Here is an 11,498-nt window from a genome sequence, read left to right on the forward strand (position 1 = left end):
GGAGAGGATGAGCGCCAAGGCGTCGTGAACCGTGGCATCAGCGGCAATCTCGGCATCGCCTTTCGACGGTTCCGGAGCAGTCATGATCATCGATACGGCAATCAAGCTTAGCCTTTTTATAGCCCGGTCGGGACCGAGGAAACTCTCGACGAATTCATTAACGGGACGCGCGAGGATTTCCTGCGGGGTATCATATTGAAGGAGGCGACCATCCCGCATGATGGCGATGCGATCACCCATCTTGATTGCCTCATCGAGGTCATGGGTGACGATGACGACGGTCTTCTTCACCTTCCTGAGAATATCCCGGAATTCGTCCTGAAGCCGAACGCGAGTGATCGGATCGATCGCACCGAACGGTTCGTCCATCAGCATGATGGCAGGGTCGGCGGCGAGAGCGCGCGCGAAACCGACGCGCTGGCGCTGCCCGCCCGACAATTCGTGTGGCAGGCGCTGCCGCATGATGGTCGGATCAAGTCCGACGAGATCCAGGAGCTCGTCGACCCGACGATCGCTGCGCGCCTTTTCCCAACCGAGAAGCCGCGGCACGGTCGCGACATTGCGTGCGATCGACATATGCGGAAACAGACCAACTTGCTGGATGACATAGCCGATGCTGCGGCGCAGTTCTTTCTGATCGACCCGGGCGATATCTCTGCCATCGACCAGCACCCGTCCCGCCGTGGGCGTCTCCAACTGATTGATCATGCGCATGGTCGTGGTCTTGCCGCAGCCCGAAGGACCGATCAGCGCAACCGTCGAACCGGTCTCGATCAGGAGATCGAGATTGTCGACCGCATGCGAGCCGCTTCCGTCGTAATTCTTCGTAACATGGTCGAGATGAATCATCCTGATATCCGCTTTCGGCCGCTTACCGCCGTTGAGTGAAAACGCGCTCCAGGGCGCCGAACGCCAATTCCGCAAAGATCGCGAGTAGGGCGATCGGAACCGCTCCGACGAGAAGACGCGGCATGTTCATGATCGCAATGCCGGCATTGATGAAATCGCCAAGCCCGCCGCCGCCGATGAAGGAGGCCAGCGCCGCCCCGCCGATGACCTGGATGGCACTCGTCCTGACGCCTGACAGAATCGAGGGCACGGCCAGAGGAAGTTCGATCTCCCGCAGCATCTGTCCGGCGCTCATACCCATTCCATCGGCCGCATCGATCACCGAGGCGTCGATCTCGCGGATGCCGATGATCGTGCTCAACAGCAACGGCGGCACGGCAAGGACGATGAGGGCGACCACCGACGGCAACAATCCGATGCCGAGAAACGGCATCGCCGCCGACAGGATCGCAAGGCTCGGGATGGAGCGCAAGGCGCCGGCAATATTGACCACGGCAAAGGCGGCTCGAGGTGCCCGTGCTACGGCAAATCCGAGTGGCACGGCAATGACGAAAGCGATGCCGAGCGATAGGACGCACATCAGAAGATGGCGATTGAAAGCGTTGAAGAAGGCGCCGGAGTTGCTGAAGATCCAGCTGAATGCATCGATAACGATCATGCTGCTTTACCTCCACTGCGCCGGCGCAGCAGCTTTTCGAACGATGCAAAACAGTAGTCGGCAAAGAGCGCCAGAAATGACGTCAGCAGCCCGCCCGCGATGATTTTTTCGGGAAACCGCTGGTCGATGCCTTCGAAAATGATGACGCCGAGCCCGCCGGCATTGATATAGGCGGCAACAGTCGCGATGCCGATGACCGTCACCATGGCAATGCGGATGCCGCCGACGATATAGGGCATCGCCAGCGGCAGCTCGACCTCCCAGATCCGGCGCGCCGTGCCGTAGCCCATGCCATCGGCAGCTTCGAGTATGTCACGCGGAATTGCCTGAAACCCCATGCCGATATTGCGGATCAGGATCATCAGCGAGTAGGCGGCAAGACCGGTAATGGCAGGTGCCGCCCCAATCCCCATGATGGGGATGAGAAGCGCAAACAGCGCCAGGCTCGGCACGGCGAACAGGATACCGGTGAAGATGATGATAACCGCGAAGCTCCGCGGTCGCCTTGCCGCCCATATCCCGACGATCAGCGAGATCACCAGGGCAATGCCGACCGAGGAAAAAACGAGATACAGGTGCTCCAACAGCGCTTCGAACAGCCGATCGAGGTGTTTAGGGACCCATTTCATCGTCGAGACCTCCGCGTCCGGGCGCTCGTTCGCCTGTCTACCATGAGATCCCCAATCTGCGATCGGCGTCGTCGGCTCTCTGCGGCAGAACATCGTAGGCCGACGGAACGACCGCCGAAAATCGTCTGAGGCCGAGCCGTTTCAAAGCCGCCGCTCCCTCAGACGTTTCATGCAACGTCACGAGGCTCCGCTGTAACGCTGTGGCGATGTCCGCGGGTAATGTTTGCGCGGCAACCAATAGCGGCGCAGGAAGCGGATCGGTCGTGGCCAGAATGCGAAGACCATCGATTTCGTCGCGTTCGTGCATCGACAACAATTGGAAGGCATAAGCATCCATCGCGCCCGCATCGATCCTGCCGTCCTTGAGAGCGGCGATGATGCCTGAAGGGTTGAGCAGCGGTCCGACCGTCATGCTCGGCTTCATTTTCCCGGCAACCTGGCCGGCAAGGAAGGAACGCGCCGCGTGGTAGCCCGATTGGGAATCGCGCACGGTCCAGCCCCAGCGTGCCGCAGCGAGATCCGCCACCGCGTTCACCGGCCCGGTGGAGGCGACGAGGATGTGGCTGGCATAGAGCGGCTGCTCCAAAGACCATGCTTCGCTCGAGACCGGTGCAGCAACGGCAGCCGGTCTTAAGCCCTCGGGCGTGCGCGAAAACGGGTAGCCGCACATGAAGACCGCTCCCATGTCCGGCCTCGCCCATAATTCCGACAAGGGTGCCGGTGCTGCATGGGCGATGATCTCGAGCTCGACGCCGGAACGTAGGCTGACCAACGCAAACAGCGCGTCCCACAGGCCGCGAATGCGCGGGCTGAGATTATACATTCTCGAACAGGCGATTGGCTTGCATATGACCATGGCTATTTATGCAAACCGCAGGCGCTGGCCGATATTCATCACCCTGGCCTTCTCCACCATGGCGGCGCCGAGCGCCACGTCGGTCGTGCTGAGGCCGCGATGCCAAAACAGGATCGTCTCCTCGTCGCTCTCGCGGCCGGGTTTCATGCCGCAGACGATCTGGCCGATTTCGGCATGCAAATTCTCGGCCGTCACCTTGCCCTCATCGACATGACGACGAAGCGCTCCGAACGGCTTGCCGGGGCCGCATTGTCCCCAATCGTCGACGACGACCTTGTCCATGATATCGGTGAGATCGAATTCAAGCGCGCTCATCGTGCCATAAGGCACGACGAAGGCTCCCTTCTTCACCCATTCCGTCTTGAACAGCGGCGCCGGTTCCGGCAGGCGGCTGGCCTCGACCATGATATCGGCGCCGTTGAGGCAATCCTGCCAATTGTCGGTGACGATGATCCCCTTGCCGAGATCTGCCTCAAGACGCTTTGCGAAGGCATTACGACTTTCCGGGCGGCGCGAATGCACGCGGATTTCATCGAAGTCGAAGAGATGATCGAGAAGGCGGACATTCCAGTAGGAGGTTCCGCGGGCGCCGATATGGCCGAGAATCTTGCTGTCCTTGCGGGCGAGATATTTTGCGCCAAGGGCGGTCACGGCGCCGGTGCGCATGTCGGTGATGGCAGTTGCGTCGATGATGGCCTTCGGTACGCCGGTGTTCGGATCGAACAGGTTGAGGACCGCAAGCTCCGAGGGCAGATCGACCTTGTAGTTGTCGACGAAGTCGCCGACGACTTTGACGCCGGCATAATTCAGCGCTTTGACATAGCCGCGAAGCACGTTGAAATGGCCTTTGTCGGAGCTCTCCGGCACAAGATGAACCCGCGGCTCGATGACGGTTTCGCCCCTGCCCTGCGCATCCAGCGCTTTCGACACCGCATCGAGAATCTCGTCATCCGTCAGCGCCAGCGCCTTGGCATCGAGAGCATTGAGATAATCGATCCAGATTTCCTGCATTTCCCGCTTCTCCACATTCCAGTCCGGCTGCTGAGCGGACGGATTTCGAACAAACACCGTAAGAAGTTCGCCACGCCAGGTCGCGGCCGGATCGATATCCGGCCGCGGGCGTGACAATCATTTCGGCAGCAGGCCGTTTTCCTTGAGGAATTCGACCGCCACGTCCTTGGCTTCCTCGTGATCGGTCTCGACCTTGGCATTGAGGACACGCATTCTCTCATTGTCGAGAAGGGAGCCGACCGCTTCCAGCAGTTCGGCAACCTTCGGATTGGCCTTCAGCACGTCCTGGCGGACAACAGGGGCCACGTAGTAGGGCGGAAACAGACCCTTGTCGTCTGCCAGCGGCACGAGGTTCTTCGAGCCGATCTGCCAGTCGGTCGCGGCGCCATTGGCAACGTCAATGTCCTTTTGTTCCAGCGCGTCATAACGAAGGCCAAGCTTGGCAAACTGCTTGAACTCCTTGAACTCGGCGTCGTAGACACGCTTCAGGCCGGGCAAGCCATCGGCGCGGTCCGGAAATTCAGCGCCGCCGCCGAAGACCAGGGTCTTGGAAACCTTGGCGAGATCCGACAGGCTCTTCAGATTGTTGGCCTGCGCCGTTTCCTGACGGACCACGATGACATAGCCATTGTTGATGCCGCTCGGCTTCAGCCAGGTGAGGTTGAACTGCTTGGCGTAGAAGTCCTTGACCTGCGTGTAGACCTTCTCGGCATCGGTCGACATCTCACCCTTGACGACAGAAGCGAGCGCCGTGCCGGTATATTCCGGATAGAGATCGATCTCGCCGGTCACCAATGCCTGGTGAGCAATCAGCGTGCCGCCGAGATTGATCTTGCGCTCGACGGTGATGCCGGCATTTTCCAAAACGGCGGCGTACATTTCGGCGAGGATAAACTGCTCGGTGAAATTCTTGCTGCCGACCTTGATGGTCTCTGCGGATGCAGACTGGAACAGGGCGGCTGCCATGATGCCGGCTGCAAAGATGCCTTTTGTCCAATTTTTCATAGTCATTCCCTCTTGTTGACTTTTCAATGAACGAACCGACGGGTTCTCCGGAATAACCGTCGGCATGACCGGTCGGCGCCCTGCCCTTCTTGCCGGGGCAGTGGCGAACCGGCTTATTGCGGGCCACGCCCGATCAATGCGGCAATCGTCGCAAAATCCGGCCCTTGCGCGCGATCCTCTTCAAGTGCTGGGACGTGGGTGCGGACAAAGGCATAGGCTTCCGCCGATCCCTTGCCCAATTCACCTGAGACGCCTCTGAGCTCGACGGCCTGTACCGATGCGATCAGTTCGATGGCGACCAGATAGCGCAGGCGCTCGACGATCGCCTGCGCCTTTGCCAAAACGCTGGGAGCCATCGATGCCTGGTCTTCGACACCATCGGCGACAGGAATGGGCGAAAGCGAAACCGGCATGGCCAGATGGCGGATTTCGGCTTCCATGGCCGAGACGGTCTTTTGCACGGTCGCAAAACCGGTACGGCTCTGGCCCATCGGGGTCAGGAAACGTGGCAGGTCGGACATGCCAGGCGACATGATCTTCATGATCCGATAGGCGGTGCCTGCCGCACAATGCGCCATCGCCTGCCCCAGCCTTTCCCAGGCGAGCACAAAAGCGGTCATGTCAAAATTGCCGTGTGAAAGAATGACGCCCTCGGATGCGATCACGACAGGATTGTCACTGGAACTGACGAGCTCTATGTCAGTCGCCTGCCTTGCCTCATCGATCGCATGCCGCAACGCGCCCCAGACCTGCGGCGTGCAGCGGTAGCTCAAAGGATCCTGCAGACGCCTTGCTGCATCGGCGGCAAGCAAGGAGCTGCCCGAAAGAAGCTCCATCAGCTGAGCGGCGACGCGGCGCTGCCCAAAGGCCGGTCTCGCAGCCAGAGCGCGGTCGTCGAAGGCACTGACATTGGCCCGGAACGCTTCGAAATTAACGGCAATCGCCTTCAGGGACCAATCGAACAGCCGCTCGATATCCACAAGCGTCAAGCAGGCGAGGCCGATGGAGAGGCTGTTGGCCACCACCAGCGCATGCCCGTCCTTCGGCGCGAATTCGAGGGGCTTCAAGCCGGCCCTTTCAAGGGCGATGGCGGCCGGCAGCACTTCGCCGCCAAGCTCGATCTCGCCGAAGCCCAGAAGGCCCCGGCTCATATGGGCAAGCGGCGCCAAATCCGCCGCACCGATCGAGCCCAATGAGGGGACGACAGGATGCACACCTGCATTGATGGCGGCGATCAGACCCTGGAAGACTCTCAGCGAAACGCCGGAGCCGCCCGCCGCCATGCCGGCGGCCCTGACGGCCATCATTGCCCGCACGGATTCCTGGGCAAGCGGCTCTCCGACGCCGACGGAGCGGGCTTGCGGCACGCGCATCTGGAACGCCACCAGATCTTCCGTTGCAAGTCGTGTATCGACCCCCGCCCCAAGTCCCGTCGTCAGGCCATAGACCGGCAGATCGCTTTCCGTGTAGCGGTCGACGACGGCGCGCGCGGCCACAATTCGGGCCTCGACCTCGGCGGATATCTCGATCCTTGCGTGACTACGGGCAATTGCTGCGATGTCCTCGATCGTCGGCGGCGCCGCGCTGAAGATGATCGATGGAGAATTGGTAGCGCTCACTGTTTCTCTCCGAGAATGGCGACGGGTCTGGAGGGACCCTTGGTGGACCGTGCTTCCAGCCGATATTGCGCGCCGGGATAGTATAACAGCGCACAGGTCACGACGGCCTCGCCTGACCAGGTTCTTCGAAAGACGCGCAGGCAAGGGTGATCATTCCTGAGGTCGAGATATTTGCGTATCGCCGGATCCGGCTTGACCGCCTGGACGATATGTTCGAATGCCGTTATCGGAGCCACCTCCGTCAGATATTCGTGCGGCGTCATGCTGCGGAAGTCGGTCGAGAGATAGTCGGGCGCGACCAGCGGATTGACGTAGCGCTCCTCGACCTGAATCGGCCGGTCGTTTTCCATGTGCACGATCAGCGAATGCATCACTTCAGCGCCGAGGATGAGTTCGAGCGCATCGGCAACATTGGCATCCGCCTTCATCAAGCCGGCCTTGACGACAACCGCCTTATGCGTGTGACCCCGTTCCAGTATTTCGTCGGCTATGTTGCGGATTTGAAGCAGATCGACGTCGAGGTGCTTTGGTGAAACGAAGGTTCCGATCCCGGCGGATCGCTTGAGAACACCCTCGAACATCAACTCCCGCAGCGCCCGGTTCGCCGTCATACGGCTGACGCCGAATGCAGCCACCAATTCGCTCTCAGAGGATACCCGGTCTCCCGGCTGCAGCTTGCCCTGGGCGATCTCGGCCAGGATCTGCTCCTTGATCCTGATATAATGGCGCGCTTCGCCGGCGGCGGGTTTGAGCGCTTTCGTCATGACAACCTCGCCATGCCATTGTCGAGGATGGTCGCGCCGCGCGCAGCAACGAGGCCTCGGAAACGAATCTCGGCATCGTTCCGCCACATCTGCACGGTGATCGTTTCGCCGGGAAAGATCGGCGCGCTGAAACGCGCCGCAATCGCGCTTAAGCCGCTCGCCATACTTGGATCGATGGCAGCGACAATGGCGTAGCCCGCATAACCGAAGCTGCATAGCCCATGCAGGATCGGCCGGTCAAAGCCGCTCCTGCCGGCTGCCTGCGGGTCGACATGCAGCGGATTGCGATCGCCGTTCAGGCGATAGAGCAGTGCGGCGTTGTCAGGGATGTCGACATTGAATTCAAGGTCCGGCTCTCTGTCCGGGACTTTCGGCAACGGTTCGGGCGCAGATCCCGCCGAGCCGCATCCACCGTCGCCGCGGCACGCATTGGTCTGGACGATCGTCGCGATTGGCTCATCACGTTCAGCGGTCGCGATCAGGCGCTCGAAGCTGACGAACATTCCTTTCTCAACGCCGCGGTCGATCACCGACAAGACGCGCGAGCGGGAGATGAGCGGCACATCGAGGGGAACCGGCCGGTGGATCGTCAAGCGATGTTCGGAATGCACCAGACGCGCCCAGTCGACGCCTGTCTGCTGCATCCATGGCCCCGGATGCGCCACGATATTGGCAAGGGTCGGCGCGGATACAAGATCGCGTTCATAGACGTATTTCAATGCTCTTTCGTCGAGCGCGTCGGTGCCGTAGCCAACCGAGAGGGCGTAAAGAATGGCATCCCTTGCGGTAACCACTTGTGTCGCTTGCGGCACCGGGAAATCGAGGATGGATTGAGCCGACAGCTTCACAATGCAGCTCCCCCCGATGTCGCGGGTTTGCGAGCGCCACCGGATAGGCGGATGCCGCCGTCAACGGAAAGCAATTCACCGGTGACGAAGTCGGCACCCTGAACAAGCCAGACAATGGCGCCGGCAACGTCTTCCGGTGTTGCGACCCGGCCAAGCGGGGCGGTTTCCGAAAATCGCTTGGCAATGGCTCCATAGGCATCCGGCCCGAGCGTATCGCGCATCCAGCGCGTATCGATGATGCCGGGGCAAACCGCGTTGACGCGGATATCGGGACCGCAGGTGCGCGCCAAAGCCAAAGTCAGCGCATTGAGCGCGCCTTTGGAGGCCGTATAGGCAAGCGAGCTGCCGCCGCCGGTAAAGGCAACATTGGATGAGACATTGACGATCGCACCGCCGCCGCTGTCACGCATCGCAGGCACCGCCGCCCGGCACATCTGATAGGCACCGATAACGTTGACACCGAAAACGTTCTGAAAATCTTCGGCCGACAATGTTTCCAGATCGAAAGGATCGGATTTGACCGTCATTGCGGCATTGTTCACCAGGGCGTCGAGCCGCCCCCATCGATTGACTGTAATCGCCACCATCCGGCGGCAAGCCGCGTCATCGGCAACGTCGGCCTGGACGATCTCCACCTCCGTGCCCAGGCTGCGGCAGATATCGCCGGTCTCATCGGCCTCTTTTTTGCTGCGGCTGTAGTTGATGACCACCCGGGCGCCGCCCTCGGCGAATTGTTTGACGCACGCCGCCCCGACACCCGTTGCCGAGCCCGTGACGATGATGGCGGCTCCATCGATTTTCATGGGGCAATGTCCTTCATGGCATGGGTCGAAAACAGGCGCGCATCCATCTTCTTCAGCTGGTCCGACACCGCGATGCCCTTCGGCAGGCGGTCCAGAACATGGGCGGCAAGATCGATGCCGGGGGCAAACTCCGTCAGCGTCAAGCATCCGCCGATCACCCGAAAAACCGCCCGCTCGGTGACGACGAGCTGGGACTGTCCCTCCGGCGCAAAGGCTGGGCTCGAACTGATCTGGTCGACAGCCTCGACGATCTTGCAAAGGCGGCCGTCCTGGATGATCTCGAGCCTGCCGTCGGCAACCGCAATTTGCGCGCCGCCCGCCGAAAATGCGCCGAGATAGACAACATGTTTGGCCGTCTGCGAGATATTGGTGAATCCGCCGACCCCGACGATGGAATTATTGAAGCGGCTGACATTGACCGCCCCATGCCGATCCACCTCTGCCATGCCGAGAAAGGCGATATCCAGGCCGCCGCCGTCGTAAAAGTCAAACTGCGATGCCTGTGGGATGATGGCGGTCGGATTGACGGCGGCGCCAAAGGACAGCTCCTCGGCCGGTACGCCGCCGATGACGCCGGATTCGATCGTTACCGTATAATCGTCGAATCCCTCTTCGCTGGCGATACGGCCAATACCCGCGGCAATGCCGATGCCGAGATTGATCGTCGGGCGGTTCAGCGGCGCCAGTTCCAGGAAGGCGCGTCGCTGAACAATCTTATCGACCGACAGCGGCGCCGGTTGCAGGCGGCTCACCGCCATCCGGACGCGTCCGGTATAGGCGATATTGTCCGCCTCGGCGAAACTGATGCCGTGCTGGGCCGGATCATCGCAGACGACGACATAATCGACGAGCGCCGCCGGGATGCGAACATCGTTCGGCTGCAGCGAGCCGCGCTCGGCAATCCGCTTGACCTGCACGACGACGATACCGCCGGAGTTTCGGCCCGCCTGTGCCATGGCGAGCACGTCGAGCGGGAAGGCCTCATCCTCGAGGGTGATGTTGCCGTCTTCGTCGGCCGTCGTCCCGCGCACGAGCACGCAGTCGAGCGGCATCGACGGAGAAAGCAGCCATTCCTTGCCGCGCAACGACACACGCTCGACTAGCGCGCGCGGTGTCGTCACATTCATGCGTCCGCCGCCATGAAGCGGATCCATGAAAGAGCCGAGCCCGATATGGGTGACCACGCCAGGCTGACCGGCGGCAATCGCCCGATAGAGCTGCGCGATGACGCCTTGCGGCCAGCAATGCGCTTCGATCTTTTCCTCGATCGCAAGCTTTCCAAGGCGCGGTGTTCCGCGCCATCCCCCGGCAATCACGCAGGCGACCAGGCCTTCATAACCGAAGTGCCCCATGCCGCGCGTCTGCCGATCGCCCGTGCTGGCAGCAAACAGAAGCGTCAGGTTGCGGGGTTTTCCAGAGGCGAGGAAACGCTCCTCGACAGCGGCCGTGATGGCCTCGGGATGGCAGCATCCTCCAAAACCGGAGGCAGCGACAGTCATCCCGTCTTCGAGAAGATCCGCAGCTTGCTGTGAAGAGATGACCCGCATGACGATCTATGCTTCCGCCTGACCTGTATATACAGGCTAGCCGCTGATCGTTTGGAAGGCAACCGGAATCTTTGCAAGTATTTTGGGCATATCACCTCGGTCAGACGATATTCAGCAACCCGATCAGGCAAAGCCCGAGAGCCCCCAGCGCCAACAGCGACAGCGCCGCCGCTGCGAGGACACGACCGCCGGTATGAGCGACGGATCTGACATCGACGGAGAGGCCCAAAGCAGCCATGGCGGTGACGGTAAAGGCGGCGGAGACAGCTGCCATCCCGGGCAGCAGCGGCGCCGGGATCGCGTCGAGGGAACGAAGCGCCGCCATCGCTGCAAAGCCGAGGATGAACCATGGGAGAACATGGCGGAGATTGACCGCCGAACCGCCAGGATGGCGGCCATGAACTGCGCCGAGCACGAGGATGACGGGTCCGAGCATCACCACGCGGATCAGTTTGACGAGCGTGCCTATCTGGGTGCTGACGGCTCCGGCAGAGGCCGTGGCCGCCAAGACCTGCGGGACGGCATAGGCTGTCAGTCCTGCGAAAACGCCATATTGTACGGCACTGAGAGCAAAGAGCAGGTGAAGAAGCGGCAGCGTCAGCACGGCGCCGATGCCGAGCACTGCGGTAAAAGCTATCGAGGCCGCAATGTCGTCCGGTTTGGCGCCGATCACCGGCGCTGCAGCGGCAATCGCCGAATTGCCGCAGATCGAATTGCCGCAAGCAACCAAGGTCGCCAGGCTGGCCGACAACCCGAAGAGCCGCCCGATAACAAAGCTGCCGGCCAAAGAAAGAGCAACCAGAACAGCAACTCCACCGACAAGCGGCAGTCCAGCCTGCCTGATGGCAGCCGTGCTGAGCGAGGCGCCGAGCAACACGACTGCAATCTCGAGCAGTGTCTTGGCGGCGA

At 61.2% G+C, this 11,498-nt stretch carries 12 protein-coding genes; all 12 read right to left on the reverse strand.

Annotated features, from left to right (window positions below; all coding sequences use genetic code 11):
* The coding region (locus FY112_RS05010; RefSeq protein WP_151517869.1) for an ATP-binding cassette domain-containing protein at positions 1-849 on the reverse strand (849 nt) is incomplete at its 3' end.
* A gap of 22 nt (positions 850-871) precedes the next feature.
* A complete protein-coding gene (locus FY112_RS05015; protein ID WP_017956660.1) occupies positions 872-1,507 on the reverse strand; it encodes an ABC transporter permease in 636 nt (211 codons plus the stop codon).
* Positions 1,504-2,136 (reverse strand): ABC transporter permease, encoded by a 633-nt coding sequence (locus FY112_RS05020; protein ID WP_003550062.1) that lies wholly within the window; start codon positions 2,134-2,136, stop codon positions 1,504-1,506. Before FY112_RS05020 ends, FY112_RS05015 begins: the two co-directional genes overlap by 4 nt.
* Before the next feature lie 37 nt (positions 2,137-2,173).
* Positions 2,174-2,992, reverse strand: coding sequence for a PhnD/SsuA/transferrin family substrate-binding protein (locus FY112_RS05025; protein ID WP_151517870.1), 819 nt, complete (start codon positions 2,990-2,992; stop codon positions 2,174-2,176).
* A 6-nt stretch (positions 2,993-2,998) separates the two neighbouring features.
* Positions 2,999-4,003, reverse strand: coding sequence for an ornithine cyclodeaminase family protein (locus FY112_RS05030; RefSeq protein ID WP_094088364.1), 1,005 nt, complete (start codon positions 4,001-4,003; stop codon positions 2,999-3,001).
* 117 nt (positions 4,004-4,120) lie between these two features.
* Positions 4,121-5,008: a glycine betaine ABC transporter substrate-binding protein gene (locus tag FY112_RS05035; RefSeq protein ID WP_151517871.1), complete on the reverse strand. Its 888-nt coding sequence runs from the start codon at positions 5,006-5,008 to the stop codon at positions 4,121-4,123.
* Positions 5,009-5,121: 113 nt separating this feature from the next.
* Positions 5,122-6,627: a histidine ammonia-lyase gene (gene hutH, locus FY112_RS05040; RefSeq protein ID WP_094088202.1), complete on the reverse strand. Its 1,506-nt coding sequence runs from the start codon at positions 6,625-6,627 to the stop codon at positions 5,122-5,124.
* Complete coding sequence (hutC, locus tag FY112_RS05045; RefSeq protein WP_094088203.1) at positions 6,624-7,391, reverse strand: histidine utilization repressor; 768 nt, start codon at positions 7,389-7,391, stop codon at positions 6,624-6,626. The genes hutH and hutC overlap by 4 nt, the downstream gene beginning before the upstream one ends.
* Positions 7,388-8,239, reverse strand: a complete 852-nt coding sequence (locus FY112_RS05050; RefSeq protein WP_151517872.1) for a MaoC family dehydratase — start codon at positions 8,237-8,239, stop codon at positions 7,388-7,390. Before FY112_RS05050 ends, hutC begins: the two co-directional genes overlap by 4 nt.
* Complete coding sequence (locus tag FY112_RS05055; protein ID WP_131718972.1) at positions 8,236-9,042, reverse strand: SDR family oxidoreductase; 807 nt, start codon at positions 9,040-9,042, stop codon at positions 8,236-8,238. Before FY112_RS05055 ends, FY112_RS05050 begins: the two co-directional genes overlap by 4 nt.
* Positions 9,039-10,589 carry a CoA-transferase gene (locus FY112_RS05060; protein WP_151517873.1) on the reverse strand — a complete coding sequence of 517 codons (1,551 nt, stop codon included), beginning with the start codon at positions 10,587-10,589 and terminating at the stop codon, positions 9,039-9,041. Before FY112_RS05060 ends, FY112_RS05055 begins: the two co-directional genes overlap by 4 nt.
* 100 nt (positions 10,590-10,689) lie before the next feature.
* The coding region (locus FY112_RS05065) for a putative sulfate exporter family transporter (RefSeq protein WP_151517874.1) at positions 10,690-11,498 on the reverse strand (809 nt) is incomplete at its 5' end.

It is taken from the genome of Rhizobium sp. PEPV16, from assembly GCF_008919455.1.
In the GTDB taxonomy this organism is placed as follows: Bacteria; Pseudomonadota; Alphaproteobacteria; order Rhizobiales; family Rhizobiaceae; genus Rhizobium; species Rhizobium leguminosarum_Q.